The organism is Enterobacter hormaechei ATCC 49162, assembly GCF_001875655.1.
GTDB classification, from domain to species: domain Bacteria; phylum Pseudomonadota; class Gammaproteobacteria; order Enterobacterales; family Enterobacteriaceae; genus Enterobacter; species Enterobacter hormaechei.
The window spans coordinates 2,578,472-2,599,133 of sequence record NZ_MKEQ01000001.1 but is presented as its reverse complement, the minus strand read 5'-3'; the positions used below and the strand labels follow the sequence as shown (position 1 = coordinate 2,599,133).

Here is a 20,662-nt window from a genome sequence, read left to right as displayed (position 1 = left end):
ACGGATGAAGCAAGAGAAGATCGCCCCAGGGGCGATACAACAGCAGTGTGACTCTTGTTCCCTTCGCAGGTATTAGCCTGATCAGGTTCCGCGGATCCCGAATTAACGGTCTCAGCCCGTGCTTTCGCACTGGGCACTCCGACAAGAAAAATCCCCCTCGTGAGAGGGGCGAATGGTTGTAAATTACTCGTTAACGATTAAGAACTCAAGCAGGGCGCGCAACGTTATCGCTGATGCTGATATTCAGGTTGTTGTCCAGCACGAGGGCGATGAGCTTGTCTTCCAGCGTGAATCGCTCTTCCAGCGCCTCGCCAAGGTCGGAAAGCGCCTGCTGAAACTCAAGATAGTTATCGTGATCGATAGCGTTCTCAAGCGTGGAATCGTAGTAGTCCATGATCTGCTGGGTGTTGGCTTCCAGCAGCGGACAAAGTTTGCTGGCCGCTAAATACGGCGTTGTCCCTTCCATTTCGCGGATAATGCGTTCATAAATGTTGAAATGGCCGTCGGAAAGGTAGTCGACAAGGCTCTGACAAAAGTCATCCAGCGCTTTTTCATTCAGCCGCATAAAGGATTCTTTGCCAGGCTTAAGACCAACCAGATTGTAATACGCCACGAGTAGATGCTTGCGCACATGTAGCCAGCGATCCACCAGGGTGTTACTTCCTCCAACGCGCTCAGTCAGGCTTTCCAGCTGGTTTAACATGGTCGACTCCATAAGGTTTAGAATGGGATCTGCTTATCCAAAATGTAACCACAATGCTAACAAAATGTCAGTGAAGCGAAGGTAGTGCAATAGATATGGATCGTATTATTGAAAAATCAGATCTGGGTTGGTGGATCGTCAGTCACGAACAAAAATTATGGCTGCCTGGTGGGGAGATACCCTACGGAGCGGCAGAGATCTTCGATCTCGTCGGCCAACCCGCTCTGCGGATCGGCGAGTGGCAGGGCGATCCGGTATGGTTGATCCAACAGGCTCGTCGTCAGGATATGGGATCCGTTCGTCAGGTACTGGATCGGGATGTCGGCCTGTTTCAGCTGGCGGGGCGCGGCGTGCAGCTGGCGGAGTTTTACCGCTCGCACAAATACTGCGGCTACTGCGGGCACACCATGCACCCGAGCAAAACCGAGTGGGCAATGCTCTGCGGCCACTGCCGTGAACGCTACTATCCGCAAATCGCGCCGTGCATCATTGTCGCCATCCGCCGTGATGATTCCATCCTGCTGGCACAGCATACGCGCCATCGCAACGGCATTCATACCGTGCTGGCCGGTTTCGTCGAAGTGGGTGAAACGCTGGAGCAGGCGGTGGCGCGTGAGGTGATGGAGGAGAGCGGCATCAAGGTGAAAAACCTGCGCTACGTGACGTCGCAGCCGTGGCCGTTCCCGATGTCCCTGATGACCGCGTTTATGGCGGAATACGACAGCGGCGAGATTGTTATCGATCAGAAAGAGCTGCTGGAGGCGAACTGGTATCGCTACGACGATTTGCCTCTTTTACCCCCTCCGGGTACGGTGGCGCGTCGCCTGATAGAAGATACCGTGGCAATGTGTCGGGCCGAGTATGAGTAGTGTTACACTGACGGACTGACGCAATAAGGAACTGCAAAATGACCGAACTGAAGAACGATCGTTATCTGCGTGCGCTGCTGCGCCAGCCCGTTGATGTCACCCCGGTGTGGATGATGCGCCAGGCGGGACGCTATCTGCCAGAGTACAAAGCCACGCGCGCCCAGGCCGGTGATTTTATGTCGCTGTGCAAAAACGCCGAGCTGGCCTGTGAAGTGACGCTCCAGCCGCTACGCCGCTACCCGCTTGATGCCGCCATTCTTTTTTCGGACATTCTCACCATTCCGGATGCGATGGGCCTTGGACTCTATTTCGAAACCGGAGAAGGCCCGCGTTTTACCTCTCCGATCAAAAGCAAAGCCGACGTCGATAAGCTGCCGATCCCCGATCCGGAAGGCGAGCTGGGCTACGTGATGAACGCCGTGCGCACCATCCGCCGCGAGTTGAAAGGCGAGGTGCCGCTGATTGGCTTCTCCGGCAGCCCGTGGACCCTGGCCACCTACATGGTGGAAGGCGGCAGCAGCAAAGCCTTTACTGTGATCAAAAAGATGATGTACGCCGAGCCGCTGGCGCTGCATGCGCTGCTCGACAAGCTGGCGAAGAGCGTCACGCTCTATCTCAACGCGCAGATTAAAGCCGGTGCGCAGTCAGTGATGATTTTCGACACCTGGGGCGGCGTGCTGACCGGACGCGATTATCAGCAGTTCTCCCTGTACTACATGCACAAAATCGTCGACGGCCTGCTGCGTGAAAACGAAGGCCGCCGCGTGCCGGTAACGCTGTTTACCAAAGGCGGCGGTCAGTGGCTGGAAGCGATGGCGGCCACCGGCTGCGACGCGCTGGGCCTCGACTGGACCACCGATATTGCCGATGCGCGTCGTCGCGTGGGGGACAAAGTGGCGCTCCAGGGCAACATGGACCCGTCCATGCTCTATGCGCAGCCAGCCCGCATTGAAGAAGAAGTGTCGACTATACTGTCTGGTTTCGGCCAGGGCGAAGGCCATGTCTTCAACCTCGGTCACGGTATTCATCAGGATGTACCGCCAGAACACGCAGGCGTATTTGTGGAGGCGGTGCATCGGCTTTCTGCCCAGTATCATAAGTAAGGAGTGGTTATGGATCTCGCGTCGCTACGCGCTCAGCAAATCGAACTGGCTTCATCGGTGATCCGCGAGGATCGTCTGGATACGGACCCTCCGCGGTACATCGGCGGAGCGGACGTCGGGTTTGAGCAGGGCGGTGAAGTGACGCGAGCGGCGATGGTGGTGCTGAAATACCCTTCGCTGGAGCTGGTGGAGTACAAGGTGGCGCGTATCGCCACCACCATGCCCTATATCCCCGGCTTTCTCTCCTTCCGCGAATATCCCGCGCTGCTGGCCGCGTGGGAGCAACTCTCGCAAAAACCCGATCTGCTGTTTGTTGATGGGCACGGTATCTCCCATCCGCGTCGCTTAGGCGTCGCCAGCCACTTTGGTCTGCTGGTGGACGTGCCGACCATCGGTGTGGCGAAAAAACGCCTGTGCGGCGCGTTTGAGCCGCTCTCTGCCGAACCAGGCGCGCTGGCACCGCTTATCCATAAAGGTGAGCAGCTGGCGTGGGTCTGGCGCAGTAAAGCGCGCTGCAATCCGCTGTTTATTGCCACCGGGCATCGGGTCAGCATGGACAGCGCCCTGGCGTGGGTGCAGCGCTGTATGAAGGGCTACCGTTTACCGGAGCCAACCCGCTGGGCTGACGCCGTTGCCTCTTCACGTCCCGCATTCATTCGTTGGCAGGAAATTCAGCCGTGATTCAGGTAAACTGCGGCTAATTTTCGATTCGAGACATCATCATGTTACAAAACCCGATTCATCTGCGCCTTGAGAAGCTGGAAAGCTGGCAGCACGTGACGTTTATGGCTTGCCTGTGCGAGCGCATGTATCCCAACTATGCCGCGTTCTGCAAGCAGACGGCGTTTGGCGAAGGCCAGATTTATCGTCGTATCCTGGATTTAATCTGGGAGACGCTGACGGTGAAAGACGCGAAGGTAAACTTCGACTCTCAGCTGGAAAAGCTGGAAGAGGCTATTCCGGCTGCGGATGATTTCGATCTGTATGGCGTCTACCCAGCTATTGATGCCTGTGTGGCGTTGAGCGAGCTGATCCATTCCCGTCTGAGCGGTGAAACGCTGGAGCACGCCATCGAAGTCAGTAAGGCATCCATCACCACCGTCGCGATGCTGGAAATGACCCAGGAAGGCCGTGAAATGACCGACGAAGAGCTGCGTGCTAACCCGGCGGTTGAACAGGAATGGGACATTCAGTGGGAGATCTTCCGTCTGCTGGCAGAGTGTGAAGAGCGTGATATTGAGCTGATCAAAGGGCTGCGCGCGGACCTGCGCGAGGCCGGTGAGAGCAATATTGGTATAATTTTTAACCAATGAGACAACAAAACGTGATTTAACGCCTGTTTTGTCACTCCTCGACTCTTCCCTTTCGCCCCCCGTCTGGTCTACATTTGGGGGGCGAAAAAAAGTGGCTATCGGTGCGTGTATGCAGGAGAGTGCTTTTTTGGCATTTTCGTCGCACTCGATGCTTAGCAAGCGATAAACACATTGAAAGGATAACTTATGAACAAGACTCAACTGATTGATGTAATTGCGGACAAGGCTGATCTGTCTAAAGTGCAGGCTAAAGCTGCTCTGGAATCTACCCTGGCTGCTATTACTGAGTCTCTGAAAGAAGGCGATGCTGTACAACTGGTTGGTTTCGGTACCTTCAAAGTGAACCACCGCGCTGAGCGTACTGGCCGCAACCCGCAGACCGGTAAAGAAATCAAAATCGCCGCAGCTAACGTGCCGGCATTTGTTTCTGGTAAAGCACTGAAAGACGCAGTTAAGTAAGACGCGTGGCAGTGAACAGTTTTAACGAAGGGGCGGCGACGCCCCTTTTGTCATTCTGGCGTGGGACGCTCGCGCTGGCAGGCATACTGTTGCTCTCCGCCTGTAGTCATGATTCTTCTCTTCCTCCGTTTACCGCCAGCGGCTACGCTGACGATCAGGGGGCGGTCAGGATCTGGCGCAAAGATTCCAGCGATGAAGTCCATCTGCTTTCCGCATTCAGTCCGTGGCATAACGGCAATACCTCGACCGCAGAATACCGCTGGCAGGGCGATGCGCTGTCGCTCATTGAACTTAATATCTACAGTAAGACTCCCGAACACGTGAAGGTGCGTTTCGACGACCACGGCGAGCTGAGCTTTATGCAGCATGAGGTCAGTGGCCAGAAACAGCAGCTTTCCAGCGATCAGGTCGCCCTCTACCGCTACCGTGCCGAACAACTTCGCCAGACCAGCGATGCGCTGCGTCAGGGCCGCGTGGTATTGCGCCAGGGGCGCTGGCATGCCGACGGCACGGTGACCACCTGCGAAGGGCAAACGGTGAAGCCTGACCTTGAATCCTGGGCAACCGAACACATTCAGCGTCGTCAGCGGCATTCATCAATGGAGGTGAGTGTGGCGTGGCTGGAAGCGCCGGAAGGCTCTCAGCTGTTGCTGGTGGCGAACGAAGATTTCTGCACCTGGCAGCCGACAGAGAAAAGTTTCTAATTGTGCCGCGAGCGGTTCCCTCTCCCCTTAGGGGAGAGGGTTAGGGTGAGGGGAACAGACGCCTCCCTTACTCCCCCTGCTCCCGCGCAATGGCACGATAACCGATATCCTGACGGCTGAAGCTGCCTTTCCAGTGAATATCCGCCATTAGCGCATAGGCGCGCTTCTGCGCTTCTGCCACGGTCTGGCCCAGTGCAGTCGCACACAGCACGCGGCCACCGTTGGTCAGCACACGGTCGTCGCCAGAGAGCTTCGTACCGGCGTGGAACACCTTCGCACCGTCAACCTCTTCCAGCGGCAGGCCGTGGATCTCATCCCCGGTGTTGTAGTTGCCCGGATAGCCACCCGCAGCAATCACCACGCCTAAAGAGGCGCGCTCGTCCCACTCGGAGGTTTTCTCGTCCAGCTTGCCTTCGCATGCCGCCAGGCACAGATCCACCAGGTCAGATTTCATGCGCAGCATGATCGGCTGGGTTTCCGGATCGCCAAAGCGGCAGTTGAATTCAATCACCTTCGGGTTACCCTGCCTGTCGATCATCAGGCCTGCGTAGAGGAAACCGGTGTAGGTATTACCTTCCGCCGCCATCCCTTTCACGGTTGGCCAGATGATGCGGTCCATGGTGCGCTGGTGTACTTCGTCAGTGACTACCGGAGCAGGGGAGTAAGCACCCATCCCGCCGGTGTTTGGCCCCGTGTCGGCATTGCCCACGCGCTTGTGATCCTGGCTGGTGGCCATCGGCAGGACGTGCTCGCCGTCAACCATCACGATAAAGCTCGCTTCTTCGCCGTCGAGGAACTCTTCGATCACGATGCGGTGACCGGCATCACCGAAGGCGTTACCCGCCAGCATATCCTGAACGGCGGCTTCGGCTTCTTCGAGGGTCATCGCCACGATAACGCCTTTACCTGCTGCCAGGCCGTCGGCCTTGATAACAATCGGTGCGCCTTTTTCACGCAGATAAGCCAGAGCAGGCTCTACCTCGGTGAAGTTCTGATATTCCGCCGTCGGGATGTTATGACGCGCGAGGAAATCTTTGGTGAAGGCTTTGGAGCCTTCCAGCTGTGCTGCACCTTCCGTTGGGCCGAAGATTTTCAGACCCGCGGCGCGGAAGGCATCTACAACGCCAATCACCAGCGGCGCTTCCGGGCCAACAATGGTCAGATCGATATTCTCGTTCCGGGCAAAGTTCAGCAGCGCCGGGATATCGGTTACGCCGATGGCGACGTTCTGTAGCGCGGGTTCCAGCGCGGTACCGGCGTTACCCGGTGCCACAAAGACGGTTTCAACCTGCGGAGACTGTGCTGCTTTCCATGCCAGAGCGTGCTCGCGCCCGCCGTTACCAATCACTAATACTTTCATTTTCTGCTCCGGGAATTAATGGCGGAAGTGGCGCATGTCGGTGAAGATCATTGCGATGCCGTGCTCGTCGGCAGCGGCAATCACTTCGTCATCACGGATTGAGCCGCCAGGCTGGATCACGCAGGTGATCCCCACAGCAGCGGCCGCGTCGATACCGTCACGGAACGGGAAGAAGGCGTCAGAGGCCATGGCGGAGCCTTTGACTTCCAGACCTTCGTCACCTGCTTTAATACCCGCGATTTTCGCAGAATAAACGCGGCTCATCTGGCCTGCACCTATTCCGATGGTCATGTTCTCTTTGGCGTAGACGATGGCGTTGGATTTCACGAACTTCGCCACTTTCCAGCAGAACAGCGCGTCACGCAGCTCCTGCTCGGTTGGCTGACGTTTGGTGACGACACGCAGGTCGGCTTCTGTCACCATACCCAGATCGCGGTCCTGAACCAGCAGCCCGCCGTTCACGCGTTTGAAGTCCAGGCCCGGCACGCGCTCGGCCCACTGGCCGCAAACCAGCACGCGCACATTCTGTTTCGCCGCGGTAATTTTCAGCGCTTCTTCGGATGCGGATGGCGCGATGATCACTTCAACGAACTGGCGGGAGATGATGGCCTGCGCGGTTTCAGCATCCAGCTCGCGGTTGAAGGCGATGATGCCGCCGAACGCGGAGGTCGGGTCGGTTTTGTAGGCGCGATCGTAGGCATCCAGAATAGAGGTGCTTACCGCGACGCCGCATGGGTTGGCGTGCTTGACGATAACGCAGGCTGGATCGCTGAACTCTTTCACGCATTCCAGCGCGGCGTCGGTATCGGCAATGTTGTTATAGGAGAGGGCTTTGCCCTGTACCTGCTGAGCAGTCGCAACAGAGGCTTCTTTTACCTCTTCTTCTATATAGAAGGCAGCCTGCTGGTGGCTGTTCTCGCCGTAGCGCATATCCTGCTTCTTAATGAAGTTCAGGTTCAGGGTGCGCGGGAAGCGGCCAGAAGGATCTTTGCTTTCACCGTGGTAAGCAGGCACCAGACTACCGAAGTAGTTGGCGATCATGCTGTCGTAGGCGGCGGTGTGTTCGAAGGCTTTGATGGCGAGGTCAAAACGCGTTGCAAGCGTCAGGGACCCTTCGTTGGCATCCATCTCATTAATAATGGCGTGGTAGTCGCTGCTCTTTACCACGATAGCCACATCTTTATGGTTCTTGGCTGCGGAGCGCACCATGGTCGGGCCGCCGATATCGATATTCTCAACCGCGTCTTCCAGAGAACAACCTTCGCGGGCAACGGTCTGAGCGAACGGGTAGAGGTTAACGACAACCATGTCGATGGGGGCAATATTGTGCTGCTCCATAATGCCGTCGTCCTGCCCGCGACGGCCAAGAATGCCGCCGTGCACTTTCGGATGCAGGGTTTTGACGCGTCCATCCATCATTTCCGGGAAACCGGTGTAATCGGACACTTCGGTTACCGGCAGACCTTTCTCTGCTAACAGGCGCGCGGTGCCACCTGTAGAAAGCAGCTCCACACCGCGTGCGGAAAGTGCCTGAGCGAATTCGACGATACCGGCTTTATCAGAAACACTGAGCAGAGCGCGGCGGACTGGACGACGTTGTTGCATGGTAAATCCCCTGGATTTCACGATTACAGAGAGCGTTAGATGAATTTTCCTGCGAAAAACTCATCTAACACACCTGACGGGGCATCCTTATTAAGCGCGAGCATTTTAACGAAAACGTTTGCGCAACGCTCGCACATTTTTACTTTTTCGTATCATTGTGGATAAGTCTGTGTGTAAAAAGGTATAAGGCGGGGTTTTGCTGTGGAATGCAGCAGTCAGTCATTTTTCTGTCATTTAGCGGTTGCGGCCTGCTGAGAACTCCCTATAATGCGCCTCCATCGACACGGCGGATGTGAATCACTTCACAGATAACCCGGTCGGTTGAAGAGAAAAAACCCTGAAAATCAGGGTTGACTCTGAAAGAGGAAAGCGTAATATACGCCACCTCGCGACAGAGCGCTGAAGCGCGTCGCAACTGCTCTTTAACAATTTATCAGACAATCTGTGTGGGCACTCAAAGTGACATGGATTCTTAATGTCCTCGGACACTAAATGAATACCAAGTCTCAACGAGTGAACACGTAATTCATTACGAAGTTTAATTCATTGAGCATCAAACTTTTAAATTGAAGAGTTTGATCATGGCTCAGATTGAACGCTGGCGGCAGGCCTAACACATGCAAGTCGAACGGTAACAGGAAGCAGCTTGCTGCTTCGCTGACGAGTGGCGGACGGGTGAGTAATGTCTGGGAAACTGCCTGATGGAGGGGGATAACTACTGGAAACGGTAGCTAATACCGCATAACGTCGCAAGACCAAAGAGGGGGACCTTCGGGCCTCTTGCCATCGGATGTGCCCAGATGGGATTAGCTAGTAGGTGGGGTAACGGCTCACCTAGGCGACGATCCCTAGCTGGTCTGAGAGGATGACCAGCCACACTGGAACTGAGACACGGTCCAGACTCCTACGGGAGGCAGCAGTGGGGAATATTGCACAATGGGCGCAAGCCTGATGCAGCCATGCCGCGTGTATGAAGAAGGCCTTCGGGTTGTAAAGTACTTTCAGCGGGGAGGAAGGCGATAAGGTTAATAACCTTGTCGATTGACGTTACCCGCAGAAGAAGCACCGGCTAACTCCGTGCCAGCAGCCGCGGTAATACGGAGGGTGCAAGCGTTAATCGGAATTACTGGGCGTAAAGCGCACGCAGGCGGTCTGTCAAGTCGGATGTGAAATCCCCGGGCTCAACCTGGGAACTGCATTCGAAACTGGCAGGCTAGAGTCTTGTAGAGGGGGGTAGAATTCCAGGTGTAGCGGTGAAATGCGTAGAGATCTGGAGGAATACCGGTGGCGAAGGCGGCCCCCTGGACAAAGACTGACGCTCAGGTGCGAAAGCGTGGGGAGCAAACAGGATTAGATACCCTGGTAGTCCACGCCGTAAACGATGTCGACTTGGAGGTTGTGCCCTTGAGGCGTGGCTTCCGGAGCTAACGCGTTAAGTCGACCGCCTGGGGAGTACGGCCGCAAGGTTAAAACTCAAATGAATTGACGGGGGCCCGCACAAGCGGTGGAGCATGTGGTTTAATTCGATGCAACGCGAAGAACCTTACCTACTCTTGACATCCAGAGAACTTAGCAGAGATGCTTTGGTGCCTTCGGGAACTCTGAGACAGGTGCTGCATGGCTGTCGTCAGCTCGTGTTGTGAAATGTTGGGTTAAGTCCCGCAACGAGCGCAACCCTTATCCTTTGTTGCCAGCGATTAGGCCGGGAACTCAAAGGAGACTGCCAGTGATAAACTGGAGGAAGGTGGGGATGACGTCAAGTCATCATGGCCCTTACGAGTAGGGCTACACACGTGCTACAATGGCGCATACAAAGAGAAGCGACCTCGCGAGAGCAAGCGGACCTCATAAAGTGCGTCGTAGTCCGGATTGGAGTCTGCAACTCGACTCCATGAAGTCGGAATCGCTAGTAATCGTGGATCAGAATGCCACGGTGAATACGTTCCCGGGCCTTGTACACACCGCCCGTCACACCATGGGAGTGGGTTGCAAAAGAAGTAGGTAGCTTAACCTTCGGGAGGGCGCTTACCACTTTGTGATTCATGACTGGGGTGAAGTCGTAACAAGGTAACCGTAGGGGAACCTGCGGTTGGATCACCTCCTTACCTTAAAGAACCTGCCTTTGCAGTGCTCACACAGATTGTCTGATGAATGATGAACTTCTGAATGTACTTTTGAGTGCATTAAGAAGTTTTGCTCTTTAAAAATCTGGATCAAGCTGAAAATTGAAACGACACACAGCTCATGTGTGTTCGAGTCTCTCAAATTTTCGCAATCAGAAGTGAAACATCTTCGGGTTGTGAGGTTAAGCGACTAAGCGTACACGGTGGATGCCCTGGCAGTCAGAGGCGATGAAGGACGTGCTAATCTGCGAAAAGCGCCGGCGAGGTGATATGAACCTTTGACCCGGCGATGTCCGAATGGGGAAACCCAGTGTGATTCGTCACACTATCGTTAACTGAATACATAGGTTAACGAGGCGAACCGGGGGAACTGAAACATCTAAGTACCCCGAGGAAAAGAAATCAACCGAGATTCCCCCAGTAGCGGCGAGCGAACGGGGAGCAGCCCGGAGTCTGAATCAGCGTGTGTGTTAGTGGAACGGTCTGGAAAGTCCGACGGTACAGGGTGATAGTCCCGTACACGAAAATGCACATGCTGTGAACTCGAAGAGTAGGGCGGGACACGTGGTATCCTGTCTGAATATGGGGGGACCATCCTCCAAGGCTAAATACTCCTGACTGACCGATAGTGAACCAGTACCGTGAGGGAAAGGCGAAAAGAACCCCGGCGAGGGGAGTGAAAAAGAACCTGAAACCGTGTACGTACAAGCAGTGGGAGCCTCTTTATGGGGTGACTGCGTACCTTTTGTATAATGGGTCAGCGACTTATATTCTGTAGCAAGGTTAACCGTATAGGGGAGCCGAAGGGAAACCGAGTCTTAACTGGGCGTTAAGTTGCAGGGTATAGACCCGAAACCCGGTGATCTAGCCATGGGCAGGTTGAAGGTTGGGTAACACTAACTGGAGGACCGAACCGACTAATGTTGAAAAATTAGCGGATGACCTGTGGCTGGGGGTGAAAGGCCAATCAAACCGGGAGATAGCTGGTTCTCCCCGAAAGCTATTTAGGTAGCGCCTCGTGAACTCATCTTCGGGGGTAGAGCACTGTTTCGGCTAGGGGGCCATCCCGGCTTACCAACCCGATGCAAACTACGAATACCGAAGAATGTTATCACGGGAGACACACGGCGGGTGCTAACGTCCGTCGTGAAGAGGGAAACAACCCAGACCGCCAGCTAAGGTCCCAAAGTCATGGTTAAGTGGGAAACGATGTGGGAAGGCACAGACAGCCAGGATGTTGGCTTAGAAGCAGCCATCATTTAAAGAAAGCGTAATAGCTCACTGGTCGAGTCGGCCTGCGCGGAAGATGTAACGGGGCTAAACCATGCACCGAAGCTGCGGCAGCGACACTTAGGCGTTGTTGGGTAGGGGAGCGTTCTGTAAGCCGTTGAAGGTGTGCTGTGAGGCATGCTGGAGGTATCAGAAGTGCGAATGCTGACATAAGTAACGATAAAGCGGGTGAAAAGCCCGCTCGCCGGAAGACCAAGGGTTCCTGTCCAACGTTAATCGGGGCAGGGTGAGTCGACCCCTAAGGCGAGGCCGAAAGGCGTAGTCGATGGGAAACAGGTTAATATTCCTGTACTTGGTGTTACTGCGAAGGGGGGACGGAGAAGGCTATGTCAGCCGGGCGACGGTTGTCCCGGTTTAAGCATGTAGGCGGAGGTTCCAGGTAAATCCGGTACCTTGTTAACGCTGAGGTGTGATGACGAGGCACTACGGTGCTGAAGTGATAAATGCCCTGCTTCCAGGAAAAGCCTCTAAGCATCAGGTAACACGAAATCGTACCCCAAACCGACACAGGTGGTCAGGTAGAGAATACCAAGGCGCTTGAGAGAACTCGGGTGAAGGAACTAGGCAAAATGGTGCCGTAACTTCGGGAGAAGGCACGCTGATATGTAGGTGAAGCCCCTGCGGGCGGAGCTGAAATCAGTCGAAGATACCAGCTGGCTGCAACTGTTTATTAAAAACACAGCACTGTGCAAACACGAAAGTGGACGTATACGGTGTGACGCCTGCCCGGTGCCGGAAGGTTAATTGATGGGGTTAGCGGCAACGCGAAGCTCTTGATCGAAGCCCCGGTAAACGGCGGCCGTAACTATAACGGTCCTAAGGTAGCGAAATTCCTTGTCGGGTAAGTTCCGACCTGCACGAATGGCGTAATGATGGCCAGGCTGTCTCCACCCGAGACTCAGTGAAATTGAACTCGCTGTGAAGATGCAGTGTACCCGCGGCAAGACGGAAAGACCCCGTGAACCTTTACTATAGCTTGACACTGAACACTGGTCCTTGATGTGTAGGATAGGTGGGAGGCTTTGAAGCGTGGACGCCAGTCTGCGTGGAGCCGCCCTTGAAATACCACCCTTTAATGGCTGGTGTTCTAACGTAGACCCGTAATCCGGGTTGCGGACAGTGTCTGGTGGGTAGTTTGACTGGGGCGGTCTCCTCCCAAAGAGTAACGGAGGAGCACGAAGGTTGGCTAATCCTGGTCGGACATCAGGAGGTTAGTGCAATGGCATAAGCCAGCTTGACTGCGAGCGTGACGGCGCGAGCAGGTGCGAAAGCAGGTCATAGTGATCCGGTGGTTCTGAATGGAAGGGCCATCGCTCAACGGATAAAAGGTACTCCGGGGATAACAGGCTGATACCGCCCAAGAGTTCATATCGACGGCGGTGTTTGGCACCTCGATGTCGGCTCATCACATCCTGGGGCTGAAGTAGGTCCCAAGGGTATGGCTGTTCGCCATTTAAAGTGGTACGCGAGCTGGGTTTAGAACGTCGTGAGACAGTTCGGTCCCTATCTGCCGTGGGCGCTGGAGAATTGAGGGGGGCTGCTCCTAGTACGAGAGGACCGGAGTGGACGCATCACTGGTGTTCGGGTTGTCATGCCAATGGCACTGCCCGGTAGCTAAATGCGGAAGAGATAAGTGCTGAAAGCATCTAAGCACGAAACTTGCCCCGAGATGAGTTCTCCCTGAGACTTTAAGTCTCCTGAAGGAACGTTAAAGACGATGACGTTGATAGGTCGGGTGTGTAAGCGCAGCGATGCGTTGAGCTAACCGATACTAATGAACCGTGAGGCTTAACCTTACAACGCCGAAGATGTTTTGGCGAAGAGACAGACAATCACATTTCAGCCTGATACAGATTAACAGAATTTGCCTGGCGGCTTTAGCGCGGTGGTCCCACCTGACCCCATGCCGAACTCAGAAGTGAAACGCCGTAGCGCCGATGGTAGTGTGGGGTCTCCCCATGTGAGAGTAGGGAACTGCCAGGCATCAATTAAAGAAACCCCGTACCGAAAGGTGCGGGGTTTTTTGCTTTTGTTTTCTCCCTCTCCCACGGGGAGAGGGACGGGGTGAGGGCATCAAACCGCACCATCCCCTCCTTGAAACTTTCTCACCTTCTGCTTGCAGACTCGACATTAAGCCTGTTTCTGGGTATCGTTAGCTGTCTGGATGTCTAAACGTTTATACGTATGCTGTGAGGATTTTAGGTTATGCCGATTCGGGTGCAGGACGAGCTACCAGCCGTCAATTTCTTGCGTGAAGAGAATGTCTTCGTAATGACAACTTCACGTGCTTCTGGTCAGGAAATTCGCCCGCTGAAGGTGCTGATCCTTAACCTGATGCCAAAGAAGATCGAAACGGAGAACCAGTTCCTGCGTTTGCTTTCGAACTCTCCGCTTCAGGTTGATATTCAGCTGCTGCGCATTGACGCGCGTGAGTCACGCAACACGCCTGCTGAGCATCTGAATAACTTCTACTGTAACTTTGACGACATTCGCGATGAGAACTTCGATGGACTGATCGTCACTGGTGCACCGCTGGGTCTGGTGGAATTTAATGACGTAGCCTACTGGCCGCAGATCAAGCAGGTGCTGGAGTGGGCAAAAGATCACGTTACGTCCACCTTGTTTGTCTGTTGGGCGGTACAGGCCGCACTGAACATCCTCTATGGCATTCCCAAGCAAACCCGCAGTGACAAACTTTCCGGTGTATACGAACACCACATACTTCACCCACATGCGTTGTTGACGCGTGGTTTCGATGACACCTTCCTGGCCCCGCATTCTCGCTACGCCGATTTTCCGGCTCAGCTGATCCGCGATTACACCGACCTGGAAATCCTGGCCGAAACGGAAGACGGAGATGCCTACCTGTTCGCCAGCAAAGACAAACGCATCGCGTTCGTTACCGGCCATCCTGAGTACGATCCGCATACCCTCGCGTCAGAGTATTTTCGTGATGTTGAAGCGGGTCTGAATCCGGATGTCCCGTACAACTATTTCCCGAAAAACGATCCACAAAACACGCCTCGGGCAACCTGGCGTAGCCACGGAAATTTGCTGTTCACCAACTGGCTCAACTATTACGTCTACCAGATTACGCCGTACGATCTTCGCCACATGAATCCGACGCTGGAGTAATCGTCTGCATTAAACGATCCTAAAGCGTTTCAGCTATTCAAATCAGGCACCTTCGGGTGCTTTTTTTATTTCCGAAATCCCACTCAACATCCGATAAAACTTTAATTCCATACTAATCAATATGTTGTGCATCAAAATAAATTAAAATGGAAATTGTTTTTGATTTTGGAAAAATTATAGATAGTCTTAATTCTGCTGAGCGAAAACTACACAACGATCTTTCGTTCGCATCGGGGGCGTGATTTTGGATCTTTGATGAGGAGCAGAACGATGACTCAACAGGCAACAACGGTCGATGAATTGACCTTTACCCAGCCGAATGGTGAGCAAGAACAGCACGTTTTAACGGCCGAAGCGGTAGAGTTTCTGACTGAACTGGTGACCCGCTTTACGCCACAGCGTAATAAGCTGCTGGCGGCACGCATTCATCAACAGCAGGAAATCGATAACGGCAAGTTGCCAGGGTTTATTTCGGAAACTGCTTCCATTCGCCACGGTGAATGGAAAATTCGCGGAATACCTGACGATTTGCAGGATCGCCGCGTAGAGATCACCGGCCCCGTAGAGCGCAAAATGGTGATCAACGCCATGAATGCCAACGTCAAAGTGTTTATGGCGGACTTCGAAGACTCCCTCGCGCCGGACTGGCGGAAAGTTATCGACGGGCAGATCAACCTGCGCGACGCCGTCAACGGCACCATCAGCTATACCAATGAAGCCGGTAAAATTTACCAGCTTAAACCGAATCCGGCGGTGCTGATCTGTCGCGTACGCGGTCTGCATTTGCCTGAAAAACACGTTACCTGGCGCGGGGAAGCCATTCCGGGCAGCCTGTTCGACTTTGCGCTGTACTTCTTCCACAACCATAAAAACCTGCTGGCGAAAGGCAGCGGTCCCTATTTCTACCTGCCGAAAACCCAGTCCTGGCAGGAAGCGGCGTGGTGGAGTGAAGTATTCAGCTATGCTGAAGACCGCTTCAGCCTGCCGCGCGGCACCATTAAAGCTACGCTGCTGATTGAAACCCTGCCTGCCGTATTCCAGATGCACGAGATCCTGCATGCGCTGCGCGACCACATTGTCGGCCTGAACTGCGGCCGCTGGGATTACATCTTCAGCTACATTAAAACGCTGAAAAACCATGCCGATCGTGTATTGCCGGATCGTCAGGTTGTCACCATGGATAAACCGTTCCTCAGCGCCTACTCGCGTCTGCTGATTAAAACCTGCCACAAGCGTGGCGCGTTCGCGATGGGCGGCATGGCGGCCTTTATCCCGAGCAAAGACGTCGAGCGCAACAATCAGGTGCTCAACAAGGTGAAAGCCGATAAAGAGCTGGAAGCCCGCAACGGTCACGACGGCACGTGGATTGCACACCCTGGTCTTGCCGATACGGCGATGGAAGTCTTTAACCGCGTCCTCGGCGACAACAAAAACCAGCTGTTTGTCACCCGTGAAGAGGATGCGCCAATCGCAGAAGAACAACTGCTGGCGCCGTGTGCGGGGGAGCGGACGGAAGAGGGGATGCGCGCCAACATCCGCGTTGCCGTGCAGTACATCGAAGCGTGGATCTCCGGCAACGGCTGCGTGCCGATCTACGGCCTGATGGAAGATGCCGCGACGGCGGAAATCTCTCGTACCTCCATCTGGCAGTGGATCCATCATCAAAAAACGCTCAGCAACGGCAAACCGGTAACCAAAGCCCTGTTCCGCCAGATGCTGGCCGAAGAGATGCGGGTTATCCAGGACGAACTGGGCGAGCACCGCTTTAGCAGCGGGCGTTTTGACGACGCCGCACGCCTGATGGAGCAAATCACCATCTCAGATGACTTAATCGACTTCCTGACCCTGCCGGGCTACCGCTTCCTGGCGTAATCCACCACATAACAATATGGAGCATCTGCACATGAAAACCCGTACCCAACAAATCGAAGAATTACAGAAAGAGTGGACTCAACCGCGCTGGGAAGGCATTCGTCGTCCGTACAGCGCAGAGGAAGTGGTGAAATTACGCGGCTCGGTCAACCCGGAATGCACGCTGGCACAGAACGGCGCGGCGAAAATGTGGAAGCTGCTGCACGGCGGCGCCAAAAAGGGCTATATCAACAGCCTCGGCGCACTGACCGGCGGTCAGGCATTGCAGCAGGCGAAGGCCGGTATTGAAGCTATCTATCTTTCCGGCTGGCAGGTCGCGGCGGATGCAAACCTGGCCTCCAGCATGTATCCGGATCAATCGCTGTATCCGGCGAACTCGGTGCCGTCAGTGGTGGATCGGATCAACAACACCTTCCGCCGTGCGGATCAGATCCAGTGGGCGGCGGGTATCGAACCTCACGATCCGCGATTCATCGATTATTTTCTGCCGATCGTCGCGGATGCGGAAGCCGGTTTCGGCGGCGTGCTGAACGCCTTCGAGCTGATGAAATCGATGATTGAAGCCGGTGCAGCGGCCGTTCACTTCGAAGATCAGCTGGCGTCGGTGAAGAAGTGCGGACATATGGGCGGCAAGGTGCTGGTGCCGACCCAGGAGGCGATTCAGAAGCTGGTTGCCGCGCGTCTGGCCGCAGACGTGCTCGGCGTGCCGACGCTGGTGATTGCCCGTACCGATGCGGACGCGGCGGACCTGATCACCTCTGACTGCGACCCGTACGACAGTGAATTCATCACCGGCGAGCGCACCAGCGAAGGGTTCTATCGCACGCATGCTGGTATTGAACAGGCGATCAGCCGTGGCCTGGCGTATGCCTCCTACGCGGACCTGGTCTGGTGTGAAACCTCCACGCCGGATCTGGCGCTGGCGAAGCGCTTTGCCGATGCGATTCATGCGAAATATCCGGGCAAGCTGCTGGCCTATAACTGTTCGCCGTCTTTCAACTGGCAAAAGAATCTGGACGATACCACCATCGCCAGCTTCCAGCAGCAGCTTTCAGATATGGGTTACAAGTACCAGTTCATCACCCTGGCGGGTATTCACAGCATGTGGTTCAACATGTTCGATCTGGCACACGCTTACGCGCAGGGCGAAGGCATGAAGCACTACGTTGAGAAGGTGCAGCAGCCGGAATTTGCGGCGGGCAAAGAGGGTTATACCTTCGTGTCTCACCAGCAGGAGGTGGGAACCGGTTACTTTGATAACGTGACTACGATTATTCAGGGCGGGACCTCCTCCGTCACCGCCTTAACAGGCTCAACCGAAGAAGCACAGTTCTGATGTTTTCCCCTCACCCTAACCCTCTCCCCAGAGGGGAGAGGGGACGGTTAGGCACTGGTTTGTATTTCTCCCTCTCCCCTCTGGGGAGAGGGCCGGGGTGAGGGGTAAGGTGAAACTATGTCGCGTGGCCTGGAATTGCTGATTGCACAGACTATTTTGCAGGGCTTTGATGCCCAGTATGGCCGCTTTCTGGAAGTCACCTCCGGCGCGCAACAGCGTTTTGAGCACGCTGACTGGCATGCGGTTCAGCTGGCCATGAAGCAGCGTATCCATCTCTACGACCACCACGTTGGTCTGGTGGTGGAGCAGCTGCGCTGTATTACCGAGGGTAAAAGCCCGGATGCGGAATTTTTACTTCGCGTGAAAAAGCATTACACCCATCTGCTACCGGACTACCCGCGCTTCGAGATTGCGGAGAGCTTTTTCAACTCCGTCTATTGCCGGTTATTTGACCACCGCTCATTATCTCCTGAGCGGTTATTTATCTTCAGCTCCCAGCCGGAACGCCGCTTCCGTACCATTCCGCGTCCGCTGGCGAAAGATTTCTTTCCCGATCGCGGCTGGGAAAAGCTCCTGCACCGCGTCTTAACGGATTTACCGCTGCGCCTGCCGTGGGAGAATAAAGCGCGGGATATCGGCTATATCCATGCGCATCTGAATGAAGCCTTCGGCGCTGAGGTACTCAGTCAAAGCCATTTGCAGGTTGCCAACGAGCTTTTCTACCGAAATAAAGCCGCCTGGCTGGCTGGCAAACTGGTAACGCCGTCGGCCATCGTGCCGTTTCTGCTACCGATCCACCGTACCGACGACGGGGAACTGTTTGTCGATACCTGCCTGACCACCAGCGCCGAGGCCAGCATCGTGTTTGGCTTCGCCCGCTCCTATTTCATGGTGTACGCGCCGCTGCCTGCCGCCCTGGTGGAGTGGCTGCGCGAGATCCTCCCAGGCAAAACCACCGCCGAGCTGTATATGGCGATTGGCTGCCAGAAGCACGCCAAAACGGAAAGCTACCGGGAGTACCTGCGCTATGTCACCACGGCCGATGAGCAGTTTATCGAGGCGCCCGGCATTCGCGGTATGGTGATGCTGGTCTTCACGCTGCCGGGCTTCGACCGGGTATTTAAGGTGATTAAGGATAAATTCGCCCCGCAGAAAGAGATGAGCGCCGCGCATGTCCGCGCCTGTTATCAACTGGTCAAAGAGCATGACCGCGTTGGTCGGATGGCGGATACCCAGGAGTTTGAAAACTTTGTGCTGGATAAACAGCAGATCGACCCGGCGCTCATGGCGCTATTGATGCAGGAAGCCTCCGCGAAAATCACCGATCTTGGCGATAAAATCGTGATTAGCCATCTTTATATTGAACGTCGCATGGTGCCGCTAAATATCTGGCTGGAGCAGTCCGAAGGTCAGGCGCTGCGGGATGCCATAGAAGAGTACGGCAACGCGATTCGCCAGCTTGCCGCCGCCAATATTTTCCCCGGCGATATGCTGTTTAAAAACTTTGGCGTCACCCGGCATGGTCGGGTGGTGTTCTACGATTACGATGAAATTTGCTACATGACCGAGGTGAACTTCCGCGATATTCCGCCGCCCCGTTACCCGGAAGATGAACTGTCCAGCGAGCCGTGGTACAGCGTCTCGCCGGGGGACGTGTTTCCGGAGGAGTTTCGCCACTGGCTGTGCGCCGACCCGCGCATCGGCCCGTTATTTGAAGAGATGCATGCCGATCTGTTCCGCGCCAGCTACTGGCGCGGCCTGCAAACGCGGATCAAAAATGGGCACGTGGAAGATGTCTACGCTTACCGCCGTAAACAGCGGTTTTGCATAAGATTTTCTCCCTCTCCTTGTGGGAGAGGGCCGGGGTGAGGGCATCAGACCGCACTCAATATTAACGAATTCCACCATACGCCAGCGTCACCTCTTTCGCGGCCTTAATCACCAGCGCGCCCAGCTCGGTCACGCGGTCGTCGGTCATGCGTGAAATCGGCCCGGAGATGGAGATGGCGGCAAACGGCTCGCGGTGTTCGTCGAAAATACAGGACGCGAGACAGCGCAGCCCGAGGGCATGTTCTTCGTCATCAAACGAATAGCCGCGCTTGCGGGTCAGAGCCAGATCTTCTTTCAGATGCACCGGCGACACCAGCGTGGCGTGGGTGTAGGCGTGCAGCCCTTTACGGTGCAGCAGACCCGTCACCTGCTCTTCGCTAAGCTGTGAGAGAAACGCTTTCCCTGCGCCAGAGGCATGCATCGGCAGCTTGCCGCCAATCGGCGCGGACATGCGCATCAGCTGCGTACACTGCACCTGGTCGATGATAATCGCCTGGTGGTCGCTCTGATCCAGCACGGCCAGGTTTACCGTCTCGCCGGACTCTTCCATCAGCTTGCGCAAAATCGGGTGCACTATCGCCAGCAGGTTGCGGCTTTGCAGGAAACTGCTGCCGACAATAAACGCATGCGCGCCCACCGCCCAGTGTCCAAGCTCGCCCACCTGACGCACAAAACCCAGCTGCTGCATGGTAGTCAGCAGACGGTGCGTAGTGGAGTTCGGCAGTCCCGCCTGTTGCGCCAGCTCCGTCAGGGCCACGCTGCCATGCGATTCGGCTATCCATTCCAGCAGCTTCAGGCCGCGCGTCAGGGATTGAACCTGTCCACCGGGCTGTGCGGCAGGGTTGGCAGCAGGTTTTCTGCCGCGTTTAGCGGGAACGGTCGTAACCATGACGAACTCCTTTTTCTGTATCGTGGAAATCATTTTCGTTTTATTTGGTGGTTTTGCAACCGCTTTCCTGA

The 20,662-nt window shown here is 55.2% G+C and carries 14 protein-coding genes, 3 rRNA genes and 1 riboswitch; of the genes, 13 read left to right on the top strand and 4 right to left on the bottom strand.

Annotation, left to right across the window (positions count from 1 at the left end; all coding sequences use genetic code 11):
* Positions 1-41: 41 nt before the first annotated feature.
* Positions 42-151: riboswitch (TPP riboswitch) on the bottom strand.
* A 54-nt stretch (positions 152-205) separates the two neighbouring features.
* A complete protein-coding gene (locus BH712_RS12980) occupies positions 206-703 on the bottom strand; it encodes an Rsd/AlgQ family anti-sigma factor (RefSeq protein WP_032673706.1) in 498 nt (165 codons plus the stop codon).
* A gap of 95 nt (positions 704-798) precedes the next feature.
* On the opposite strand from BH712_RS12980, the gene nudC reads away from it, so the two are divergent.
* From nudC to BH712_RS12950, 6 genes are all read left to right on the top strand, one after another.
* The gene (nudC, locus tag BH712_RS12975) at positions 799-1,572 is read left to right on the top strand and encodes an NAD(+) diphosphatase (RefSeq protein ID WP_006810518.1); all 774 of its coding nucleotides are present in this window, start codon (positions 799-801) and stop codon (positions 1,570-1,572) included.
* 38 nt (positions 1,573-1,610) lie between these two features.
* Positions 1,611-2,675, top strand: coding sequence for a uroporphyrinogen decarboxylase (gene hemE, locus BH712_RS12970; protein WP_006810517.1), 1,065 nt, complete (start codon positions 1,611-1,613; stop codon positions 2,673-2,675).
* Positions 2,676-2,684: 9 nt separating this feature from the next.
* Positions 2,685-3,356: a deoxyribonuclease V gene (gene nfi / locus BH712_RS12965; RefSeq protein WP_003862312.1), complete on the top strand. Its 672-nt coding sequence runs from the start codon at positions 2,685-2,687 to the stop codon at positions 3,354-3,356.
* A gap of 41 nt (positions 3,357-3,397) precedes the next feature.
* Positions 3,398-3,988 (top strand): YjaG family protein, encoded by a 591-nt coding sequence (locus tag BH712_RS12960; protein ID WP_003862310.1) that lies wholly within the window; start codon positions 3,398-3,400, stop codon positions 3,986-3,988.
* Positions 3,989-4,174: 186 nt separating this feature from the next.
* Positions 4,175-4,447, top strand: a complete 273-nt coding sequence (hupA, locus tag BH712_RS12955; RefSeq protein WP_002445246.1) for a nucleoid-associated protein HU-alpha — start codon at positions 4,175-4,177, stop codon at positions 4,445-4,447.
* A gap of 11 nt (positions 4,448-4,458) precedes the next feature.
* Positions 4,459-5,151 (top strand): DUF1481 domain-containing protein, encoded by a 693-nt coding sequence (locus tag BH712_RS12950; RefSeq protein WP_006810516.1) that lies wholly within the window; start codon positions 4,459-4,461, stop codon positions 5,149-5,151.
* Positions 5,152-5,218: 67 nt separating this feature from the next.
* On the opposite strand, the gene purD is transcribed toward BH712_RS12950, so the two are convergent.
* Together purD and purH are read right to left on the bottom strand one after the other, a co-directional pair.
* Positions 5,219-6,511 (bottom strand): phosphoribosylamine--glycine ligase, encoded by a 1,293-nt coding sequence (gene purD / locus BH712_RS12945; protein WP_006810515.1) that lies wholly within the window; start codon positions 6,509-6,511, stop codon positions 5,219-5,221.
* Between the two features lie 15 nt (positions 6,512-6,526).
* Positions 6,527-8,116 (bottom strand): bifunctional phosphoribosylaminoimidazolecarboxamide formyltransferase/IMP cyclohydrolase, encoded by a 1,590-nt coding sequence (purH, locus tag BH712_RS12940; RefSeq protein ID WP_006810514.1) that lies wholly within the window; start codon positions 8,114-8,116, stop codon positions 6,527-6,529.
* Between the two features lie 563 nt (positions 8,117-8,679).
* Here purH and BH712_RS12930 point away from each other — a divergent pair.
* The 7 genes from BH712_RS12930 to aceK all read left to right on the top strand — a co-directional run bounded on the left by BH712_RS12930 (position 8,680) and on the right by aceK (position 19,741).
* Positions 8,680-10,221: ribosomal RNA gene (locus BH712_RS12930) — 16S ribosomal RNA — on the top strand.
* Positions 10,222-10,419: 198 nt separating this feature from the next.
* Positions 10,420-13,325: ribosomal RNA gene (locus BH712_RS12925) — 23S ribosomal RNA — on the top strand.
* Positions 13,326-13,396: 71 nt separating this feature from the next.
* Positions 13,397-13,512, top strand: a 5S ribosomal RNA gene (gene rrf / locus BH712_RS12920).
* The 16S, 23S and 5S rRNA genes sit together here, the layout of an rRNA operon.
* Before the next feature lie 222 nt (positions 13,513-13,734).
* Positions 13,735-14,664 (top strand): homoserine O-acetyltransferase MetA, encoded by a 930-nt coding sequence (metA, locus tag BH712_RS12915; protein WP_006810513.1) that lies wholly within the window; start codon positions 13,735-13,737, stop codon positions 14,662-14,664.
* 270 nt (positions 14,665-14,934) lie between these two features.
* Complete coding sequence (aceB, locus tag BH712_RS12910) at positions 14,935-16,536, top strand: malate synthase A (protein WP_006810512.1); 1,602 nt, start codon at positions 14,935-14,937, stop codon at positions 16,534-16,536.
* A gap of 31 nt (positions 16,537-16,567) precedes the next feature.
* Positions 16,568-17,872: an isocitrate lyase gene (gene aceA / locus BH712_RS12905; RefSeq protein ID WP_032673705.1), complete on the top strand. Its 1,305-nt coding sequence runs from the start codon at positions 16,568-16,570 to the stop codon at positions 17,870-17,872.
* 117 nt (positions 17,873-17,989) lie between these two features.
* Complete coding sequence (aceK, locus tag BH712_RS12900) at positions 17,990-19,741, top strand: bifunctional isocitrate dehydrogenase kinase/phosphatase (protein ID WP_006810510.1); 1,752 nt, start codon at positions 17,990-17,992, stop codon at positions 19,739-19,741.
* A 22-nt stretch (positions 19,742-19,763) separates the two neighbouring features.
* On the opposite strand, the gene iclR is transcribed toward aceK, so the two are convergent.
* On the bottom strand, positions 19,764-20,591 hold the full coding sequence (iclR, locus tag BH712_RS12895) for a glyoxylate bypass operon transcriptional repressor IclR (RefSeq protein ID WP_000258962.1): 828 nt from the start codon (positions 20,589-20,591) through the stop codon (positions 19,764-19,766).
* Positions 20,592-20,662: the final 71 nt, after the last annotated feature.